The 19667-nt window shown below is 48.8% G+C and carries 18 protein-coding genes and 1 pseudogene; 3 read left to right on the top strand and 16 right to left on the bottom strand.

From position 1 onward, the window contains the following. Window positions 1–8: 8 nt before the first annotated feature. From DNH61_RS12040 to DNH61_RS12020, 6 genes are all read right to left on the bottom strand, one after another. The gene (locus DNH61_RS12040) at window positions 9–659 is read right to left on the bottom strand and encodes an SGNH/GDSL hydrolase family protein (protein WP_111146907.1); all 651 of its coding nucleotides are present in this window, start codon (window positions 657–659) and stop codon (window positions 9–11) included. A gap of 34 nt (window positions 660–693) precedes the next feature. Next, window positions 694–861: a hypothetical protein gene (locus tag DNH61_RS26385; protein ID WP_181438679.1), complete on the bottom strand. Its 168-nt coding sequence runs from the start codon at window positions 859–861 to the stop codon at window positions 694–696. Between the two features lie 74 nt (window positions 862–935). After that, window positions 936–1742, bottom strand: a complete 807-nt coding sequence (gene phnE, locus DNH61_RS12035) for a phosphonate ABC transporter, permease protein PhnE (RefSeq protein ID WP_111146906.1) — start codon at window positions 1740–1742, stop codon at window positions 936–938. Window positions 1743–1758: 16 nt separating this feature from the next. Continuing rightward, window positions 1759–2574, bottom strand: a complete 816-nt coding sequence (gene phnE / locus DNH61_RS12030; protein WP_111146905.1) for a phosphonate ABC transporter, permease protein PhnE — start codon at window positions 2572–2574, stop codon at window positions 1759–1761. After that, window positions 2567–3349, bottom strand: a complete 783-nt coding sequence (phnC, locus tag DNH61_RS12025; protein WP_111146904.1) for a phosphonate ABC transporter ATP-binding protein — start codon at window positions 3347–3349, stop codon at window positions 2567–2569. The genes phnE (DNH61_RS12030) and phnC overlap by 8 nt, the downstream gene beginning before the upstream one ends. Window positions 3350–3453: 104 nt before the next feature. Continuing rightward, a complete protein-coding gene (locus tag DNH61_RS12020; RefSeq protein WP_245948151.1) occupies window positions 3454–4557 on the bottom strand; it encodes a phosphate/phosphite/phosphonate ABC transporter substrate-binding protein in 1104 nt (367 codons plus the stop codon). A 189-nt stretch (window positions 4558–4746) separates the two neighbouring features. Between DNH61_RS12020 and DNH61_RS12015 the strand changes: the two genes are divergently transcribed. Next, window positions 4747–6336 (top strand): bifunctional metallophosphatase/5'-nucleotidase, encoded by a 1590-nt coding sequence (locus tag DNH61_RS12015; RefSeq protein WP_111146903.1) that lies wholly within the window; start codon window positions 4747–4749, stop codon window positions 6334–6336. 135 nt (window positions 6337–6471) lie between these two features. Here DNH61_RS12015 and DNH61_RS12010 read toward each other — a convergent pair whose 3' ends face one another. Both DNH61_RS12010 and DNH61_RS12005 read right to left on the bottom strand, forming a co-directional pair. Then, window positions 6472–7140 carry an ion channel gene (locus DNH61_RS12010; RefSeq protein ID WP_181438678.1) on the bottom strand — a complete coding sequence of 223 codons (669 nt, stop codon included), beginning with the start codon at window positions 7138–7140 and terminating at the stop codon, window positions 6472–6474. Window positions 7141–7396: 256 nt separating this feature from the next. Then, entirely contained in the window at window positions 7397–11551 is a 4155-nt protein-coding gene (locus DNH61_RS12005; RefSeq protein ID WP_111146901.1) for an S-layer homology domain-containing protein, read from the bottom strand. Window positions 11552–11809: 258 nt separating this feature from the next. Here DNH61_RS12005 and DNH61_RS27255 point away from each other — a divergent pair. Both DNH61_RS27255 and DNH61_RS12000 read left to right on the top strand, forming a co-directional pair. Next, window positions 11810–11863, top strand: a pseudogene (locus tag DNH61_RS27255) (carboxymuconolactone decarboxylase family protein); the annotation flags it as partial. Beyond that, entirely contained in the window at window positions 11843–12037 is a 195-nt protein-coding gene (locus tag DNH61_RS12000) for a carboxymuconolactone decarboxylase family protein (protein WP_245948180.1), read from the top strand. The pseudogene DNH61_RS27255 and the gene DNH61_RS12000, both read left to right, overlap by 21 nt. A 288-nt stretch (window positions 12038–12325) precedes the next feature. Here DNH61_RS12000 and DNH61_RS11995 read toward each other — a convergent pair whose 3' ends face one another. The 8 genes from DNH61_RS11995 to DNH61_RS11960 all read right to left on the bottom strand — a co-directional run bounded on the left by DNH61_RS11995 (window position 12326) and on the right by DNH61_RS11960 (window position 19646). Next, the gene (locus DNH61_RS11995; RefSeq protein WP_111147342.1) at window positions 12326–12553 is read right to left on the bottom strand and encodes a MerR family transcriptional regulator; all 228 of its coding nucleotides are present in this window, start codon (window positions 12551–12553) and stop codon (window positions 12326–12328) included. A gap of 119 nt (window positions 12554–12672) precedes the next feature. Next, window positions 12673–13188 (bottom strand): hypothetical protein, encoded by a 516-nt coding sequence (locus DNH61_RS11990; protein ID WP_111146900.1) that lies wholly within the window; start codon window positions 13186–13188, stop codon window positions 12673–12675. Continuing rightward, window positions 13185–13658 (bottom strand): hypothetical protein, encoded by a 474-nt coding sequence (locus DNH61_RS11985; RefSeq protein ID WP_111146899.1) that lies wholly within the window; start codon window positions 13656–13658, stop codon window positions 13185–13187. Before DNH61_RS11985 ends, DNH61_RS11990 begins: the two co-directional genes overlap by 4 nt. Before the next feature lie 153 nt (window positions 13659–13811). Next, window positions 13812–14768: a calcium/sodium antiporter gene (locus DNH61_RS11980; RefSeq protein ID WP_111146898.1), complete on the bottom strand. Its 957-nt coding sequence runs from the start codon at window positions 14766–14768 to the stop codon at window positions 13812–13814. Between the two features lie 229 nt (window positions 14769–14997). Then, a complete protein-coding gene (locus DNH61_RS11975; RefSeq protein WP_111146897.1) occupies window positions 14998–16485 on the bottom strand; it encodes an alpha-N-arabinofuranosidase in 1488 nt (495 codons plus the stop codon). 39 nt (window positions 16486–16524) lie between these two features. Beyond that, a complete protein-coding gene (locus tag DNH61_RS11970; RefSeq protein WP_220036934.1) occupies window positions 16525–17382 on the bottom strand; it encodes a carbohydrate ABC transporter permease in 858 nt (285 codons plus the stop codon). A gap of 12 nt (window positions 17383–17394) precedes the next feature. Then, a complete protein-coding gene (locus tag DNH61_RS11965; RefSeq protein ID WP_111146896.1) occupies window positions 17395–18264 on the bottom strand; it encodes a carbohydrate ABC transporter permease in 870 nt (289 codons plus the stop codon). 71 nt (window positions 18265–18335) lie between these two features. After that, window positions 18336–19646, bottom strand: coding sequence for an extracellular solute-binding protein (locus DNH61_RS11960; protein ID WP_111146895.1), 1311 nt, complete (start codon window positions 19644–19646; stop codon window positions 18336–18338). Window positions 19647–19667: the final 21 nt, after the last annotated feature.

Below are 19667 nucleotides of genomic sequence, written 5' to 3'. Positions count from 1 at the left end.
CCAGCACCTCATTCTGAATTCAAATTATCCAGCACAACACTCAGCCACTGCCGTGCAATCAGCTCGTGACCGGCCGCAGTCGGGTGAACGCCGTCCCACAGCCAATAGTCCGCAGGCGCCCGGCGGCATGCCTCATCGAACAGCTCCTGGAACGGCACAAACAAACAGCCGTACCTGCCGGCAAGCTCCCTGACTTCATCCTGGTACTGCTTTATCCGGCTCTCCCACTTCGGCCAGTTCTCAACGAGAGTTCCTGCCTTCAATATGAAAGGCTCGCACAATACAATCCGTGTATCTGGAAGGACCTCTCTCGTCTCTTCGAGGATATGGCTGTAGGCTCTTCCGAAACGATCCGTCGCTCCCCGCGGGTCTCCATGTGCCCACGCCCAGGCATCATTGACGCCAACTAGAATACTTAAAATATCCGGACCCACGCTGATTGCATCTTCGTTCCATCTGGCATACAAATCCGATACGCGGTCTCCGCTGATCCCGCGGTTCACAACCTGCGGGCTTCCACCGCCAAGCTCAAGGCCAAGCCTCCCCGCAATCATGAAGACATATCCGTGGCCCAAAATATGATTGGGATCGTCTGTTCTGCCTCGCGCCCCGTCCGTAATCGAATCTCCTATGAATAAAATCGTCTTTGAATCCGGCATGCTTCTCCCCCGTTTGCACGATAATTACACTCATTTACAACCTCAGCCACTGCTGCGTGCTTGAAGCCTGTCCAGCTTCACCCAACTTCGACGCTTCCCTGCCATTTCCTGCTTTGCCCAGCGGCAGATGCCCGTTCAACCGCGCGAGCAGTCCTGGAGCAGAACGGGTAACGGGCACAGCCGATATCTGATCAGTACGCAAAATAAAAGGAACGGCCGCTCCAGACTTGTCCTGGACCGGCCGTTATGGCAAATGTGATAGGCTGCATACTTCGATTACCCTCTAACCAGCTTTGCCCGCAGCTTGTTCGACACAAATTCGATGATTAGAATCAGCACGACCAAGCCAATTAGAATCGAGCCGACTTCGTCCCATTTGTAGCTCCGCATGGCGAAGATCAGCGGCGCACCGATACCGCCGGCACCAACGAGACCCAGAATGGATGCCTCGCGCATGTTCATATCGAAGCGGTATATGACGACCGACATAAAGCTGGACAAGAGCTGCGGAACGATGCCGAACCGGATTTTCTCAAAGGTCGTGCAGCCAACCGATGTCATCGATTCCAGAACACGCGTATCCAATTCCTCAATGGCATCCACATACAGCTTGGCCAGCATCCCGATGGAAGTCAGTCCCACCGTCAATACGCCAGCGAACGCCCCAAGACCCGTCACCCGGATAAATAACAGGCCGTATACAAGCGCCGGAATGGTCCGGATGATAATAAGCAGCAGCCTCGTCACCCAGGCAACCGGCCCTGGTACGATGTTAGAAGCTGCCAGGAAGGCGAGCGGAACAGCCAGAATGGCCCCAACGATTGTTCCGAGAAACGCGATTGCTATTGTCTCCACCAGCAGGTACAGCACACTCTGCTTCGATAAGTTGAACAACAGATCCGTATTCGGATGTGTCAGCCCGTACAGAATGTTCTTGGCGATGGCGAGTCCGCCCTGCTGAATATCACTGAAGTTGACCGCTGTTAACGACCACGCGAATAAGGCCGCGATGATTGTTGCTATAACCGTTACGTATAAGCGGCTCTGAGGCGCTGCTTGCAGTTGTTTTTCAATATGATTCATAGGCCTGAAGTCTCCCTTAGATAAGCTTTTTGCGGAAATGCTCGCTGACCCTCTCGATCAGATAGACCGTCACGATCAGCACCAGAATGATCATGCCGACAGCCGGGTAATCACGCCAGCCGAGTCCTTCGTTGATTACCAGGCCGATGCCGCCGGCTCCGACAAATCCCAGAATCGCGGCATATCGTACATTTCCTTCAAAGCAATAAAGGGACGTAGAAATATAGCCTGGAAGAATCTGCGGGAATATGGCGAAACGAAACGCCTGAATTCTCGTCATGCCAACCGATTCCATCGCTTCAAAGGCGCCAATATCCACATTCTCGATCTGCTCATACAGCAGCTTGCCCACGTAGGAAATGGTGAACAGCATAATCGCAATCGTACCCGCCATGGGCCCAAGGCCGAATACGTAGGTTGCAATCAGCGCAGTAACCAGCGTCGGCAGTGTCCGCAGCAGACTCAGCAGCGTCTTGCTCACAACAACCACCAGCTTCGATTGTATGATATTGGACGCAGCCGCTACTGCAGCAGGCAGGGCCAGCAGCGCCCCAATCATGGAACCGAGCAGCGACATCTTGATCGTGTCCAGCAGAGGTCCCCATATCCTGGGCAAGTACGCCCAGTTGGGCGGGATCATCTGCCCGATAATGGTGAAGAATTCATCCATTCTCGTAACAAGTGTATGAAGGCTGAATCCCGTGAATCTCACCGACAGAGCCGTGCAAACCGCCAATATCAGGATGATAAGCGGCATGCGAGAGCGCCTCTGGAGCACGACTTTCCCATTCGGAAGTGTGATTGCCTTGGGCGTAAAGATCTTGTCATACATAGGCTGCCTGCTCCTCTATCGCCGCTTTCTCCGCTTCCCACTTGCCGCCGTAGATATTTTGAAGAATACCCTGTGTCACCTTGGAGGATGGTCCGTCGAACACAACCTCGCCCTTGCGGATGCCGATGATGCGGTCCGCATATTCAAGCGCAATCTCCACATGGTGAATATTCATAATGACAGAGATATTCATTTCCTTGTTGATCTTCTTGAAGTCGTCCATAACAATGCGCGAGGTTACGGGGTCCAGGGAAGCGATCGGCTCGTCCGCAAGAATGATATCCGGGCTTTGCGCGAGCGTACGCGCCAGCGCTACCCGCTGCTGCTGCCCGCCGGAGAGCTGATCAACCCGCACGAATGCCTTATCCAGAATTCCTACCTTATCAAGCGCCTCAAGCGCCTTGATCTTCTGCTGCTTCGTGAAGACACCGGCCAGCTTGCGCCACATCGGCAGCTCCGGGACGAAGGAAACGAGCACATTATTGATCACGCTCGTGCGTGTCACCAGGTTGAAGGACTGGAAGATCATCCCGATTCTGCGGCGGAATTTGCGGATATCGCGGCCCTTAAGCTTGGAAACGTCGACCTTATCGACGATAATGGTCCCCTTCGTAATCCCGTGTATCCGGTTAATGCATCTGATGAGTGTCGATTTGCCGGCACCCGACAAGCCGATTACGGCGACGAATTCGCCTTGTTCAATGGTTAAGTTAATATCCTGCAGAGCGGTCGTACCGTTAGCATATTTCTTATCTACACCGATGAATTCGATCATGGAAGCATTCAATCCTTTAGCGATAGATTTGGAGTCGTAAAAAATGAGGCCATCATGAAATCATGATGTCCTCATTTCGGATTCATGCAGGTTGCGCTTTAAAATTACTGCATGCTGCGGAGCAGCTTCTGTGCTTCACGCTCTCCGTCATAATCGGAAGGCTGAGCGACCTTGTATCCTTCATGCGTGTAGATGGCGATAACTCCCTTGCCTTCTTCCGTCTCTGCAATTGCCATGAAAGCTTCCTGGAGCGCCTTCTTCAGATCATCCGTCATGATCGGGGAGTTCTTGCTCACACTGATCGTATCGTTATAGATTGGATCCGTAACACCAATTACGTTCGTCTGATCCCAAATTGAACCTGTACCGTTGTACTCGCTTGTCCACTTCTCTTCATTGTCACGGCGCGCATCCGCATATACGGCAATGACATCAAAATGACCTGTTGCAAGCCGCCCGAAGGAGCTGCCATAGGAATCGGATGGCGTAACCTTGGCGAGATCGGTCAGCTTCTTGTTATACTTCTCCTGCAGCCACAGTGTCGGGTAGATGTAGCCGGCAGACGAGGAAGTGGACATGACGCCCCAGCTCGCGCTGTTCAGATCTTCCCAAGTCAGCTCTTCACCATTGTTTACTTTAGCTGCAAGCTCTTGCCCCTTCTCAGAAGGACCAGCCAAGATCAGGGAACGGTAGTACGATGCCTGCTCATCCTCAAGGCCCTTAGTCGGCTTGTTGTCGTTCCACTCTTTCGGGTTATCCGAATCGATGGAGAGCGCCTTGCGTGTTGCTGTCAAGATAACCTCTGCTCCGTCGTCATATAACGTATACGTTCCGCCCGGAATGAGGCCGATGTCAGTCGTACCAGCGCTAAGCGCTTCTCCAACTGCTTCATAATTTGTACCTACGTCAATCTGTACTTCGCCTACTGTATAGCCCTGCGTTGCCAGCTGATTCTTCAGCAGCTCCTTCAGCGGTTCGGTTGTCGTAATAATCTCGTCCGGGTCTTTGGAAGGAACGAAGCTGACCTTCAGTGTATCGATTGACTTGCTGGCATCTTCCTCAGGTGTATTGGCCGGTGTGTTCGTTTCAGCCGGAGTTTGCGAATTGTTAGCAGGAGCTGGCGTATTGGTACCGTTGTTGCCGCCGCAGCCTGCCAGCATTCCGAATGTAAGCACAGAAGCTAAGAGCAGCATAAATTTGTTTTTCACTTGGAGACCTCCACCTAATTTTGTTAAAAGCTGATGACTATTGAATACTCTAGCAGTATAAGCCTGTTTTATTATCCATTCATCATAGGGATGTAAAGGTCGTGTTAAATCTTGCAGAGTTCTGTCGACAGACAGCTTCGATGTGATAGTATAATTGAAATCTTAGTAACCTTGCAGGGAGAGAGAACGATGACAATTCAAACCTATGAAGTGGTTCTGCTGGAGACAAGCGATCTTCACGGCTTTGTACGCCCGCGAAGCTACGCTACCCCGGAGGAAGTCGGGCACGGACTGGCGCGCATCGCCAGCATGGTGAGAGAGATACGGAGGGCGCAGCCGAATACGCTGCTGATCGACAATGGGGACTGCCTGCAGGGCACCCCGCTGACGTATTACCATGCCAAGGTGAACAGCGAACCGGCGAATCCCGTTATTTCCTGTATGAATGAGCTTCGCTATGATGCAGCCGTTCTCGGTAACCATGAGTTTAATTATGGTCTGCCTTATCTGCGGAGCGCCGTAGAGGCATCTGCCTTCCCATGGCTGTCAGCGAACACGATCAATACTGCGACCGGCGAGCCGCTGTTCGGGAAACCATACTTGGTGAGAGAATTGGAAAATGGCCTGCGGATTGGCTTACTGGGTCTTACCACCTCGTATATCCCTAACTGGGAGCAGCCTCAGCATATTGCGGGAATCCGGTTCGATGATCCGGTAGAATCCGCGCGCAGATGGGTTGATATATTGCGAAATGAAGAACATGCCGATGTTGTCGTCGTATCCTATCACGGCGGCTTCGAGCGCGACCCGATGACGGGCGCACCTACAGAGCCGCTCACCGGAGAGAATGTCGGGTACGCAATCTGTGAGCAGGTCGACGGCATCGACGTGCTGCTGACAGGCCATCAGCACCGCGCTATTGCAGACTGCAGCATCAACGGCGTCTGTGTTGTGCAGCCTGCCAATGAAGGCCGGTTTCTGGGCAAGGTTACACTGCAGCTTGAGGAGAGCGGGAGTGGCTGGACGGTGACGGATAAGCGGTCCGAGCTGATTGCTGCAGCAGACTATCACCCGGATGAAGCGGTTGAGCAGCTCGCTAGCGGGGTTGAAGCGATGACGCAGACCTGGCTGGACCTGCCGATCGGGCATGTGGAGGGCGACATGACGATAGCATCGCATGCTGATGTCCGCCTGCGGGAGCATCCGCTGATTGAATTCATTAACCGGGTGCAGATGGAGATTTCGGGAGCGGATATTTCCAATACGGCTCTATTCGATAACCTGTCCCCAGGCTTTGGAGAGCGCATCACGATGCGGGACATCGTAACGAATTATATCTATCCGAATACCTTGAAGGTGATCCGCATCTCGGGAGCCGACATCCGGCAGGCCTTGGAGAAGTCGGCGGAATACTTCGAGCTTAACGACCAAGGTGAGATCGCCGTCAGCCCCGCATACTTGGCGCCCAAGCCGCAGCATTACAACTATGATATGTGGGAAGGCATCGAGTACGTATTAGACATCACAAGGCCCGCCGGTCAGCGTGTGACCAAGCTTGAGCGGGATGGGCAGACGCTTGCTGAAGATGGCATGTTCGATGTGGTGATGAACAACTACCGCGCAGCCGGCGGCGGCAATTTCACCATGTTCCAGAACAAGCCGGTCGTTAAGGACATTCCGATCGATATGGTCGAGCTCCTCGCCGACTACATCCGGGCCCGCGGCCGCATCACGGCCTCCGTGAATGGGAACTGGCGTGTGGTGGGCGGATTCGGGTAGGCGACTGAAAAGAAAAGCAGGATTATATTTCTCTCTGAATATTTAGAGTTGAAATGTAATAGTAAAAACCCGACCTTTCGGTCGGGTTTTTACTATTAGTACCCAATCATGTTAACCCAAAAGTCCTTATATAATTTATACGTCGTTGTTCTTTATAAGTTGATTTTCATGGCTATCCAATGTCCTAGGTTTAGGAAGCAGTGAGATAAAATGAGCCAGTGAAATAATAGTCATGAATAGACCAATAATGGACTGAATTACTATTACAATCATTGCTGGGCTACCTTTTACATTGAAGTTGGGAGGACCAAATGTTGTCATAGTCACAAAGCTGATATAAAAAGCCTGTAGTAAATTTCCACTACTGTTTATTACATCGAATCGATCCATTAAGAATATATAGGACGAAGTAAACCATAATATAATTTCGAAGAAATTATGTATTAAACAGATTACGGATCTTCTATAGCTTCTTACATTTGAATCGGAACGATAGCCATGAATAAAAACCACGCTTGTTTGGTATACAAAGATTTCAAACACCCGGAGTAAGCCGTAGAACAGTAATGCATATTTAACACAAGATACATCACTAAAAAAAGAAACAAATACCGCTAGAAAGGAAAGTATAGTGTGCCCAATCACCCACGAGTCAACAAATGCGAATTTCTTCTGTCTACTCCAATCTTTTATCAGATACCGCATAATAAGATCAAATAAGGAGATGCGTCCTAAAAATTTCAAGACAGCTTCCCAGACAAGAACAATAAGACTTGGCTGTTCTATTTCATTATTAACGCTCATAAAAAATCTCCTCTGTAATAAGCTCTGTGTTAATTTTCTCTTATGATAGGATACAAGGCGACAATGAAATAGTACCATCTTTCGCCGTCGTGTTAGCTCTACCTGAATTATCATTCTGAGATGGTGAATCTCCATAACCTCAATTACTCCCTCAAGTCGTGGAAATCAGAAACCCGACCAAAGCGGCCGGGTCACTATATGATATTAATGTACTTGCACCGTCGTAAGACAAACCATAAACGACTGGTATATTTAATTAGTTGACTGTTGTAAGATTTAATACCTTCAGTAATTGATGAAGGAGCAGAGCACTCTCTTGACGCTGTGTATGCTTGCCCGTCTTAAAATGGAATGGGCCGTCTGCCGGCAGAATTCCCTTTTCCAATGCAGCAGTGTAATATGGTTTTGCCCAACCTGGCAGACCTTCGGGGAACTCTGTGGAATTGTTCTTCACCTGATCTGCGGCACTCTCGCCGTACTTCAGAGCATTTACTAGCATAACAACCATCTCTTGATGCGTAATCTCTTGATTAGGTCGGAAAGTACCATCCGTATATCCATTAATGAGACCAGCGTCTACCGCCGCGTTCACCTGTGCAGCATACCAAGCTCCATTCTTAACATCCTTAAAGCTTTTGGAAGCCTGCAGCTTGGGCAATATACCTAAAGAACGGTTCAGCATGGCGGCAAATTCTGCTCTCGTAACAACAGTTTCCGGCTTAAAGCTTCCGTCGGGATAACCGGAGATAACCATCCTGTTCGCCAATGCTACTATACTGTCTTTATAAGGATTTTTAGTATCCAGATCATCGAAACTACTATTGTTTTGAACAACGGTATAGATTGAGTTCCCTTTACGCTTTAGGGTTGCCTGAAGAACTCCATCTTTCCATTCCCATGTGATCGGTACAGGAACGTAAGTCTGCGTAAGAGAATCATAGGTTAAACCTGCATATGCAGCCTTCTCATCTTCTGGAACATTGAAGTTTATTACATGATCAATGTATTGAGGCAAATCTGAAAGAATAAGGTCCTGCCCGACTCCAGTTAATTTAACCTCAAATTCGACGGGCTGTCCCAATGGAGTACTAGTAGAACCATGTAGTTGCGTATCCAGCTTGATTTTATAATCAAGAGCCGCTTGCGCAATCGTAAAAACAAACTTTTGTTTAGAAACCTTGCTCTTGGAAATGGATGGAATTAGAGACTTCACGGGCAACCGAAATTTTCCAAGAGCCGATTCCAAAATAAACTGAGTTTCCTTCGAGTTATTATGAATATCAGCTACTATGCTCGATTCGATTTGGAACTGAGTCCTAGCGGCTGCTGTCTGTTCATCGGCCTTAACTACTATTACCGGGTGTTTGGCAAAACCGGGATCTTTAATTGCATGTGAAACAAATGCAGATGTCACTTCCGTCAGAGACGTTTGGAGACCATCTTTGCTTTCAACAATGTTTGTCACTAATTTTGTATCTCCCGAATCACCGTTACCTGTAGAGCCGGTGCTATTATTCCCTGAAGGGCCAATGAAGATCGGACCGCTAATAATTCCACCGCTGCCACTACCGCCACCGGTTCCGCCGCCGCTGCCACTACCGCCACCGATTCCGCCGCCGCTGCCACTGCCGCCACCGCCAATAGGACCGAAAGTGTCGTCCGTAATAGACGGCACAACAACTAACGTACCTTTACTTTCCCCTCTACTTATAGATTGTCGGGTTACAAGAAGCTTTTCTCCGGGATTCCCAAGGTTCCAGATAGGGATCGTTATTGAACTTTGGTTCAATCCAACATTCCCAATCCCTAGCAGAGCGGTTTGCGCTTCGTTGTAGACCCGAACAATATCCCCGGCTGATAGACCGTTCACAACGATTCTATCCGATTGGATAAAATATTTGTATACAGTAATGGATGATACCGGGATAGCCTGTGTCCGTTTATCTTCTAATAGTGCTCCAATAAAGAAAGGCGGTATGAACTCATCGTTTTCTATGAATAGACCGAGCCCCAAAGCTTCTACGGGCACATCCTTCTCCGGAATCGTAAGGGAATACGCTATTTTTCCACCCTCTACAGTGGCTATCTCTGCCCCTACTGGTCCATCTTCATCTACAAAATACAGACGATAGCGAGTACTAGGAATTTCTGACGCTCCCGGCTTCCATGTCACCGTACCGGAAAATTTATTTATATCCGGATTCGTATCCGTCACTGTCAGATCAACAGGCAGATAAGTCGGCGCATCATATATCGCCACTGAAGTATGGATTTCTAATGTACGTGTGGCTCCATATTCGCCACGGATAACTGGATATAATCCAATACTCACCGCTCCCTCGGGAAGAGTTGAAGGTACGATATCGTAAACAAGTAGCTGATCAGTGGATAACTCATTCTTATACATTCCGATTTGCTGAAGCTTATTGCCGTTACGATCGAGGAAATAGGCCATATAACTCACGACTTCGTTTCCTCCGGTTGGCAGTTGAACAACTAGAGACCCCTCAAGTCTGCCCAAGGTTAAATCTTCATCTACAAAAACAGCATCATATGGCAAAAGATTCTGCTCCATCACTGTCTGCATGTTTTCAATGCTATCAAATTTATATAAACGTTTATCCGTTGAGACGTAAACGGTATGATCCACCTCTATATAAGCATTACGGATATACATGAACAGGTCATTGATTTTGTTGAAACTGTCCCTATCGAATACGGCTGAATTACTAAACACGTAATTTCCCCGTGCATATATTATATTGTCCGGATAGGTTCCATACAGAGTAGAAGTCCGGTCTGCATCCAGCCTGAGATTTCCGAAATATAAATCATTATTATCAATAAACATATTATTGAGATACCTGGGCTCTACCTTAGTCTTCTCAATTAATCGAAGATCTTCACTGCTGTATTTATAGAGGTTATAGTAATCGCCACCATACAGAATTTCTCGATCAGGATCCACTGTGTAATTACGGAGGTAATTTATACCTGTGCTTTTTTCATTATAGACAGCATCCGTGACAGAGGTGTAGACTGCGGATGTTACGCTTATACCGCTGGCACTCGTTCCACCATTGTACAGTATTCGATCATTGTTAGTGGGGTAGACATGTGTCGGATATTGCTTTGTAACAATTCTGGAAGCCGTTGCTACCACTGGAATGCCATCTTCCATATCCATAACTTGAATGCGATTCGCACCGTTAAAAATGATATAAACCTTGTTGTTAACGATCTGAATATCACTTGGGCTAGGACCGATATGCATCTTACGGACTGTACTCAAGTCGTCCTTGCGAATAACAACGAGTTGGTTCGTACTTGCCACAAGAGCATAAATATAAGGGGAGTTATCCGTGGTAGTCCAATCCGTAAACGCCTGGTCACTTTTAATAGAATAAGCATCCGTCGTGAAGTGAGCTGTAGGACTTTGGGGAATCGTAAGCTCGTAACGCTGGATTTTATCTGAACCTGTGAACCAGTTAGCAATGCCTGCAAGATATGCACGACCACTAGAGTCGAGCAGGGCAAATCCCTTATTAGAAGGGAAGAGAACTAGCGGGGTATATGTTGCTTTATCATATACACCCTGCGTAGTAAGCACGTAGGAATCAGTTACACTCAATATTACGGACTCGAGGTAGGTGTAGTCGTTGTTCGTCCTTGTGTAGGTACCTGTGGTCTCCATCAAATTTGCTTTATTGAACTGATGTCCGCCAAAATATACGTATTGGTCATCAATGAATATGTGTTTTAGCGATTGAGCGGACCCTCCTATCTCCATATTGTCACTGATGTCTTGGCTTAGCTTCGCTCCAGTACCAGCGTCGAAAGCCATGATTCCGCCATAAGAGGACTTTTTACCTGCGTAAAGCGTGTTTGTGTCCTTATCCAAAGCCAGAGCGAAATAATCCCAGTAACTGCTATATAATAAACTACTCGTTTGAGCAGCCTTATCATATTTATAAATTTCCCCTTCCTTAGTCCCATAAAAAAGATGAGTGGAAGAAGCAGCTACCGATTCAGGTGGTGCGATCGTTGTAACCGCACCTGAAATTTCCTGTGTTGATAGATTAACTGTCCTAATCATGGTTGCTCCCGAGAGCGCAACTTGCAGATCTTGCCCGTCCCGGGCCAGATAACTCGGTCTAGAGCCTATATTCAAGGTCTTTTCAATCTTAAGATCGCTTAGTCGGATAAAATATAGACTATTTGCTACGCTGGAAATAGCATAGATATAACCCGCTTCTTCATCTAATAGCCAATCAGTCAAATCATTCGAGAGAGAGAGTTCCAAGGAAGCCGTCGCAGAAGTGTCTGCGCTTGCAGTTGGTATTGTTACCCCTATTGACTGGACCAGTAAAACCAGTATTAATAGTAAAGATAGTTTCCTCTGAGTTTGCATGAACTGATCTCCTTATACTTAATGTTTATCAACTATCTACAAGAATACTATGACCAACTAATATTTACCACACATTTTTAGGACGAATGGCCCCTTGACTCCCGCAATTTTATGTGAAATTTTACACGACGGGAATAAGTGCTGTGAAAGGCACGACACAGATAACCCGGCCTTGCCTGATCGGCTGCCGAGCTAGCCCCACAAGCCGCCCAGTCTTTCTTAGCTTTTGAAAGTAAGGTCTATAACGAATCGGATGCCCCCTTGAAAACCAAAGAGCTTATTGCTGTTACCATTGCACATTTAACAGGCTGCCCTTACTGCATTGATGTACATATTCAGAAATTCAAGTCACTCGGCGAAACTCGAACAAAATATTTGAAGCGTGTTTGTTGCAGGAGTAGTCCTCTTCCATGCAACGAATTTCTTGACCACTATCGACGACAATCAGTTGGATTATCTAGAAACTGCAGCAGACAACCCATCTAAGGGCAAGCCCGATTGTTTCTGTTAACGGGAACGACCTATTTTACCGTCAAATCGAATAGGAGGCCACTCATGAATTGAGCAGCCTCCCTCTCGCACCACCGTATGTAACGTTCGGTATACGTCGGCTCCGTTTAGAAATGTACTGCGCACTAGCAAAAACCCGACCTCACGCGGTCGGGTTTCTCATGCGGCATTGGTGGAGGCGAGGGGATTTCGTCCCCTTGTTGAAGAAAGTGCCTCACCTGCCTCTACGGCCATTCACTTGCGTTATAGATTTCTTCGAGCTCACTACCTGTTCGCCACTATATGATCGATTTCACTCTTTAGCAGCAGGTAGCGATGAACGCTTCTCGTGATGCGCACCTTGGTTAGCCCGTGCTTATCAACATAGAGCTTCATATTGTCTTTAGAGAGACCGAGCACTTCGCCTGCCTCCGTAACGGTCAGCACGATCTCATTGCTTGTCGCATTGAAGGTTTGCTTAACTTTCTGGTTCCAATCTTTAAAGCTCGGCATCATAGGCAACCTCCTGGTTCCTGTTTAAGCGGAACACTAACAGTATACCATGGATTCGTGACTTAACGTATATTATAGATATTCGACCAAGGCTTGGGCTTGCCAAGCAAGGAACTCTCTCACCCAGGCGTCTCCCGCTTATTTTCATGATTTATAGGATGAGCTCTCAGATAGCCGTAGAACAAACCTGTAATCGTTTGAATGACAAGAAATACAGGGATATTGTATTCATACCTGTAGCCCCCCTGGTATTGCGTCATCTTCATCCATTCGGAGATCCATTGCACCCCTATACCTACGACAGTCCAGCCCAATATGTAATAAATGAGCGTCTTCTTGCGGATGTTCAGCAATTCATAACCATAAATAAAGAAGTATCCAAACGGAGCAAACATCAAGTAAGTCAAAACATCAGTCAGTTCATATCGATTCGAATCATTAACCTTATAGAAATCCATCATTCCTCCGCCAATCGTAAAATCGAGCAGCGTTGCACTTGCAAACCCCCAAACCAAGCTAAGAATTAGCAAATGCGCAGGAATTCTTCTCGGCAGCGCAATAACAGCCGCATATGAACCAATCAGCATTAAGAGGACATACCACTCATTCCGGTCAAAATGCTCCCACAGAATCATCGTACATCCCCCCCGCGATACATCGCTTTTCTATAAAGCTTTAATAAGCCGTAGCTCACCGCCTGCAGTAATATAATGATCACAGCATCATAGAACAGATTCCACTTCTTGTAAATGAATGCTTCGTAGAAAAGCATTAATCCATTCAGCGATAGAATGACTGCGACCACCGCACATGCCGATAGCAAAGCACCCGCTGTCTTCCCCGACTTGAATGCGGCGTTCAGCATAATCACATATAGAATTGGGAAGGTAACCGTTCGATATATTAAAAATCCCGTGTAGGATAATCCGTTCCTCGTTATGTCCACGAGCTTAAACTCTTCTGCAACGAACCAGGAAATATTCAGTCCGATTGCAAGAATGATCAAGTAAACAAACACGTTCTCGGCCACAGACAAGCTTTTGTTCATTGAATAGAGAATAAATGAGGATAACCATGCCGCAACGAACATCACTACAAAACTCATCTGGCCTAAATCTCCTCCACATAAACCCAATTTATGTAGACAGTATAGCCAAATCCCTCCAACCATATACAACCTCTCGACGCGCCACTCCGGCAAAAAAAACCGACCGCTCGCGATCGGGTTTCTTATACATTGGCAATGCTGCAGTCTAGATTAGCCACGCATAATTACAAAAGCCATATAGCCTATATACAATGCCGCCAGAACGAAGCCCTCAAGTCTTCCAACCTTAAAGCCGGTCCTGGCTACAACTAGCAGCAGAACTGTAAGTGCGATCAGAATGAGCACATCCGTGGCCATGAGGCCTTCCACGCTAAGTGGAGAAATTACCGAAGAGATCCCGAGAATGAACAGAATATTAAAGATGTTACTGCCGACGATATTCCCGACAGCAATCTCATTTTCCCCTTTCACTGCTGCAGCGACAGAGGTCACCAATTCGGGTAAGGATGTACCGACTGCAACAATCGTCAAACCTACCAGCATTTCACTCATTCCCCACTGCAAAGCGATGACCGTACTGTGCTGAACAACAAGATGGCCGCCATAAATAATGGCACCTAACCCTGCCAGCGCAAAAAACAGATTCTTGCCCCAGGACGGTCTGCTGGCAGAATCCTGTTCTGCGGCATCCTTATCCCTGCTGTTCCTCGCGACCTCTAATAAGTAATAGAGGAAGATGGCGAAGAATGCCAACAGGATGAAGCCGTCTCCGCGTGTAACTAAATTAGTGCCCGTATTCTGCAGGGAGATATCGCTGATCAAGACAAGCAGAACAATACTGGCCAGCAGTGTAAACGGTATTTCCTTCTTGATGGTCTCGCTCTGCACCTTAATGACCATAACTAGTGCCGTCACCCCGAGGACAAAGGTCGTGTTGAATACGTTACTGCCGACGACATTCCCCAGCGCCACTCCTGCATTATTATTCATCGCCGCGATAATACTGACGGTGGCCTCAGGCGAACTGGTACCAAACGCAACAATGGTCAAACCGATCAGCATGGGCGAGATCCGAAGCAGTGCCGCTATCTTCGAAGAGCCCTCCACAAAATAATTAGCACCGATGATTAACAAACCGAAGCCCACAAGCAGCAATAGGTAGCTCATCCTTCATGCCCCTCCCTCTACACCCGACTACTAATCAGCTTAGACATTTATATGTTTATTAAACAATACGGCACAGTATCCATTCGATTATTTTAAAAATTATCGGTATGTATGAACAAAACTCAAACGGCCGCTGCACACCACACAACACGAAAACCCGACCTTCATACGGTCGGGTTCCTCATGTTCTGTATTGCCCTTGATCCTTCAGAATTCGCCTGCTGCATGTTTAGGAGCGCAGCGTCAGCACGACGACGGACATCGGCGGCAGCGCTGCCGATAAACCGTCAGCGCTTATGTTCGTTATGCCTTCGAATACTTCGGGCTTCACCGTCTCCGGCTGGTCGAATGTGTTATGCGCGTTCATATCCGCGTGCGTCAGAACCCGGCCGCTGATCGCCGGAGTACCCGCCAGTCCGCGCAGCCGCAGCTGAACGGGTGCTTCACGGTTCGGATCGACGTTGCAAAGGCTGATGTCGATTGTGCCGTCCGCACGCCTCGATGCCGAGGCGCTGACCTGCGGAATCGATTCGCCGTTCCATTCGTACTCGCCGGTCTCCAGATGAAGGGCGAGAGCCTCCGCATCCTGATGAACCTTGAACATTTCGAACACATGGTAGGTCGGCGTCAGAATCATATCCGCACCATCGGTTAGAATCATCGCCTGCAGAACGTTAACCGTCTGTGCAATGTTGGCCATGTGGACGCGGTCACAATGACGGTGGAACACGTGGAAATGCAGGCCCGCGACAAGCGCGTCACGCAGCGAGTTCTGCTGGTACAGGAAGCCCGGATTCGTACCCGGCTCCACCTGGAACCAGGTGCCCCATTCATCAACAATCATGCCGACCCGCTTCTCAGGATCGTACTGGTCCATGATGGCCGAGTGGCGTGTAATCAGCTCATCCATTCGAAGCGACAGCTGCATCGTCTCAAACCATTCCGCCTCGTCGAAGCCGAGCGCCGGACGTTTGATTTCAAAGCCGCCAGGCACCGTGTAGTTGTGCAGACTCAGGCCGTCCATATGTCCGGCGGCTTCGCGCATTAGCACCTCTGTCCAATGATAGTCGTCTACATTGGCGCCGCCGGCAACCTTGTAAAGGCGCCTCTCGCCGTAATTCCGCACATAGGTCTGGAACCGGCGGTATTCATCGGCATAGTACTCGGCCCGCATATTGCCGCCGCAGCCCCAGTTCTCGTTGCCGACACCAAAATATTTCAGCTTCCATGGCTTCTCGCGGCCGTTCTCCTTCCGCCAGTTCGCCATCGGCGACTCGCCGTCGAAGGTCATATATTCAACCCACTCCTGCATTTCCTGAACCGTGCCGCTGCCGACATTCCCGCAGATGTACGGCTCCGTATCCAGCAGCTCACACAGGTCAAAAAATTCATGCGTGCCAAAATGGTTGTTCTCCACAACACCGCCCCAGTGCGTATTGACCATACGCTTGCGCTGTTCCCGGGGGCCAACGCCGTCCTTCCAATGATACTCGTCGGCAAAGCAGCCGCCCGGCCAGCGGAGCACCGGAATGCTCAGCTTCCTCAGCGCCTCCAGAACATCGTTGCGGATGCCCCGCGTGTTCGGAATCGGCGAATCCTCGCCCACCCAGATGCCTTCGTAGATGCATCGTCCAAGATGCTCGGCAAAGTGCCCGTATATGTGGCGGCTGATTGTGCCTGCCGGCTGATCGGTATTGACGGTAATCGTTCCGCTCATTAGAAGCTTCCTCCTCTAACTGATCTTATGAATGTGCTCTTAACCTTTAACCGCACCCGCGATCATACTCTTCTGAACCTGCTTGTTGAGCAGCAGATAAATGATGATGGTCGGAATGGTCGTGATCATGAGACCCGCGCCAATAATCCCCCACTGTGTAATATAGGTGCCGACCATGGACATCATTCCGACAGTCAGGGTCTGATAGGCGGTATCGTTAATGAAGGTGACCGCAAACATCAGCTCATTCCAGCAGGACAGGAAGGTAAAGATGGCCACCGTTGCGATCGCAGGACGGACAAGCGGCAGGATGATGGAGAAGAATGTCCGGTAGATGCCGCATCCGTCTATGACTGCCGACTCTTCCATCTCCCGGGGAATCCCCTTGAAGAAGCTGCCCAGAATAAACACAGCCAGGGGAAGGCCGAACGCAACATAAGGAATGATCAATGACCAGTAGTTATTCAGCAGGCCGAGATTTTTCAGAACCATAAAGAGAGGCAGCAGCGCTGCGTGAATCGGAACCATCATGCCCAGAAGAATGAGTGTCATCGCGGCATTGCTGAATTTCCAGTTCATCCGTGTTATGGCATAGCCTGTCATGGAGGCAAGGATCAAGACCAATATAATGGAGACCGCCGTCACCAGCACACTATTGAAAAAATAGATCATGACGTTGCCGTCCGATAATGCCTTCGTATAGTTGCTCCATAAGAATGATTTGGGCAGCCCCAGAACATCACCGCTGAATATCTCGCTGTTATCCTTCAGAGAGAAAAAAGCCAGCCAGATGAGCGGATAAATTTGGGTCACCGCGACAAGGATCAGAAACACATGCAATAATATTTTTCCGAGGAGCTTGGGTTTCTTGGGAAGCACTGCTGTTGTGGCACTCACTTATTCCACCCCCTAGTCTGTTTTGATCAACTTATTGATGAGCAGTGTGAATACCAGACATTCCAGTATGATGAAGACGGATATCGCACTGCCGTAGCCGTACCGGTATGTGTCAAAGATAGTCGTGTACATGAGCGTGCTAGGCACTTCCGTGGTGAAGAACGGCCCGCCGCCGGTCAGCACATAGATCAGATCGAACACCTTGAAGGCCCCGATTACCGAGAAGACCAGACATACCTTGAGAATCGGCTTCATAAGAGGGATAGTAATGGACAACGCTGTCCGGATGCGGGAGGCGCCGTCTATTTTGGCCGCTTCGAAGATATCTTGAGATATCGACTTCGCACCGGCATACATCAGCAGCATATGATACCCGACATACTGCCATAGAATCGGAATGAACGAAGCGATAAGAGCGGTCTGCTTCTGCCCAAGCCAGTCCTGCGCCAAATTGGATAGGCCCATGTTTACAAGCAGCGTATTCAGCAGGCCGTAATCCGCATTATAGATTTTGGACCACAGCTGTGCGATTACGACGGTAGAGATCAGAACCGGGATAAAATATACCGTACGGTAGAAGCCTTCTCCCTTGACTGTCGATGCCAGGATCAGGGCAAGCAGGAGAGAAAAGGGCAGCTGGATGAAAATAGACGCTCCTGCGAATAGCAGCGAGTTCTTGATTGCATTTAATGCCCGCGAATCGGTGAACATCTCGGTAAAGTTATCCAGTCCGATAAATGTACCTTTGCCGATCCCATTCCAGTCCAGCACGCTGTAATAACTGGAGACGACGATTGGAATTAATACAATTGCGCAGAAGATCAGAAGTGTGGGAAGCACAAAGATCGCAATGGCTGTTTTATTGGAAAATACGGAATTCATCATTGCCCTCCTCTCAAAAGATATGGACAGGGTTTCCCCTGGCCATATCTGGTCTGAGTTTATTCTATAGCTTAGAGCTTCAGCTCCGTCGGTTTGAGCTGTGCCATCTGTTTGCTGAATCCCTCAGGCGTAATATCTTGTGCCAACAGCTGCGCAATCAAGTTTTTGTGTGCTTCCGCCGATTCGGCAGGAAGAATATTGTCCCACCAGGCAATAAAGGATGTTGCCGATTGCATAATTTCCGCGCTGGATTGATCAAGTGTAGACAGTCCTGACGTATCAAGCCCATCCGTTTTCCAGCTCGGAAGCCCTGCGCCAGCCAGATAACCCTGCGTGCCAAGCTGCTCGCTTAAATATTTTAGGAATTCAACAGCAGCTTCCGGATGCTTCGTCGTCTTGCTTACATAGAAGCCGTCAACAGCCCCGCCGAAGATTTCCGTCTTGTCACCTTTGCCGTCCTCGAATACAGGGAACGGGATAACCTTAACCTTGCCTTTTACTGCTGAGGATGGATCTTCAATCCCTGCGTTTACCCAGTTAGCCTGCACCATCATGGCACCATTGCCCGCATTGAACGCACCCAGCATTTCGTCATAGCTCATGCTGAACATGCTGCTGTTGAATGCGCCCATCTTGGCAAGCTCCTGCAGCTTCGCAGCTGCCGCAACGAATTCTGGCGAATCCCATTTGGAAGGATCCTTGAATGCCTCGATGACCGCTTCATTACCTGCCTGGCGCATCGCAATGAGGTCGTACCAGTACATGCCCGGCCAGCGGTCCTTCTCGCCAATAAGAGCTGGAGTGATTCCAGCTGCCTTCAGCTTCTCTACCGCATCAAGCAGCTCCGCATAGGTTTCCGGAAGCTTGGCACCCGCCTTCTCGAACAATTCTGTATTGACATACAGATTGGCAATATGAGTGTATACAGGCAGCGTATAAATTTTGCCGTCCGTTTCAATTGCTTCCGCCATGCCCGCACCCATTCTTGACTTGATGTCATCGTTTACATAACTGGTGATCTCAAGGACATTCCCCGATTCGATGAAAGGCTGCATGAAGCTGCCGCCGCCCATTCCATAGAATATATCGGGTGCTTCCCCTCCGGCCAGAGCCGTCTTGATTTTCGTTTTATATTGTTCTCCGGTCGTGCCTGTTCGTTCAATTTGAATATCGGGATGCTCATTATTCCATTTCTCAATGATCTGCGGCAGCAATTTGGCGGACGGATCCGTATTGCCTACAGACTGGTCCCACAGCTTCAACGTAATGGAATCGCTTCCACTTTCTTCGGACGGAGTTCCTTGGGATGAACATGCGGCTATACTTCCTGCTAGTCCTACTGTCAATAAAACGGTGAACGATTTTTTTAGTAACGCTTTCATCTTATGACCTCCCTAATTAAG

Source organism: Paenibacillus sambharensis (genome assembly GCF_003233845.1).
GTDB classification, from domain to species: Bacteria; Bacillota; Bacilli; order Paenibacillales; family Paenibacillaceae; genus Paenibacillus_I; species Paenibacillus_I sambharensis.
Note: the sequence above shows the minus strand (reverse complement) of the source record. Positions and strands in the feature narration are given on the sequence as shown.

Bases quoted from the DNA above. Each gene is read 5' to 3' on its own strand.
- DNH61_RS12040 (WP_111146907.1), bottom strand. From the start codon at position 659: ATGCCGGATTCAAAGACGATTTTATTCATAGGAGATTCGATTACGGAC.
- phnE (WP_111146906.1), bottom strand. From the start codon at position 1,742: ATGAATCATATTGAAAAACAACTGCAAGCAGCGCCTCAGAGCCGCTTA.
- phnE (WP_111146905.1), bottom strand. From the start codon at position 2,574: ATGTATGACAAGATCTTTACGCCCAAGGCAATCACACTTCCGAATGGG.
- phnC (WP_111146904.1), bottom strand. From the start codon at position 3,349: ATGATCGAATTCATCGGTGTAGATAAGAAATATGCTAACGGTACGACC.
- DNH61_RS12015 (WP_111146903.1), top strand. From the start codon at position 4,747: ATGACAATTCAAACCTATGAAGTGGTTCTGCTGGAGACAAGCGATCTT.
- DNH61_RS12010 (WP_181438678.1), bottom strand. From the start codon at position 7,140: ATGAGCGTTAATAATGAAATAGAACAGCCAAGTCTTATTGTTCTTGTC.
- DNH61_RS12005 (WP_111146901.1), bottom strand. From the start codon at position 11,551: ATGCAAACTCAGAGGAAACTATCTTTACTATTAATACTGGTTTTACTG.
- DNH61_RS11995 (WP_111147342.1), bottom strand. From the start codon at position 12,553: ATGCCGAGCTTTAAAGATTGGAACCAGAAAGTTAAGCAAACCTTCAAT.
- DNH61_RS11990 (WP_111146900.1), bottom strand. From the start codon at position 13,188: ATGATTCTGTGGGAGCATTTTGACCGGAATGAGTGGTATGTCCTCTTA.
- DNH61_RS11985 (WP_111146899.1), bottom strand. From the start codon at position 13,658: ATGAGTTTTGTAGTGATGTTCGTTGCGGCATGGTTATCCTCATTTATT.
- DNH61_RS11980 (WP_111146898.1), bottom strand. From the start codon at position 14,768: ATGAGCTACCTATTGCTGCTTGTGGGCTTCGGTTTGTTAATCATCGGT.
- DNH61_RS11975 (WP_111146897.1), bottom strand. From the start codon at position 16,485: ATGAGCGGAACGATTACCGTCAATACCGATCAGCCGGCAGGCACAATC.
- DNH61_RS11965 (WP_111146896.1), bottom strand. From the start codon at position 18,264: ATGAATTCCGTATTTTCCAATAAAACAGCCATTGCGATCTTTGTGCTT.
- DNH61_RS11960 (WP_111146895.1), bottom strand. From the start codon at position 19,646: ATGAAAGCGTTACTAAAAAAATCGTTCACCGTTTTATTGACAGTAGGA.